The 309-nt window shown below is 52.8% G+C and carries 1 protein-coding gene; it reads right to left on the reverse strand.

The annotated features are described in order from the left end of the window. A partial coding sequence (locus SB753_RS36085; RefSeq protein ID WP_410804890.1) for an MFS transporter occupies window positions 1–309 on the reverse strand: 309 nt, incomplete at both ends.

The following is a 309-nucleotide window of genomic DNA, read 5'->3' on the forward strand; positions in this document are numbered from 1 at the left end:
GTGAGGAAAAGTGCGGTAACTTTCGAACGCCGCGATGCCGGGAACCAGTAGGTCAGGTAAAGCACAATTGCGGGAAAGAAGCCCGCTTCAGCAATGCCAAGGAGAAACCGCATCACATAGAACATTGTCGGAGTGTTGACGAACATCCTTGCGGCTGAGATAAGACCCCATGTCACCATGATTCGCGCAATCCAGCGCCGCGGCCCGACACGCAAGAGCAGCAAATTGCTTGGAACTTCAAAGAGTAGATAACCGACAAAAAAGACGCTTGCGCCAAATCCGTAGACCGCTTCGCTAAAGCCAAGGTCG

Source organism: Paraburkholderia sp. SIMBA_053 (assembly GCF_046534895.1).
GTDB lineage: Bacteria > Pseudomonadota > Gammaproteobacteria > Burkholderiales > Burkholderiaceae > Paraburkholderia > Paraburkholderia caledonica.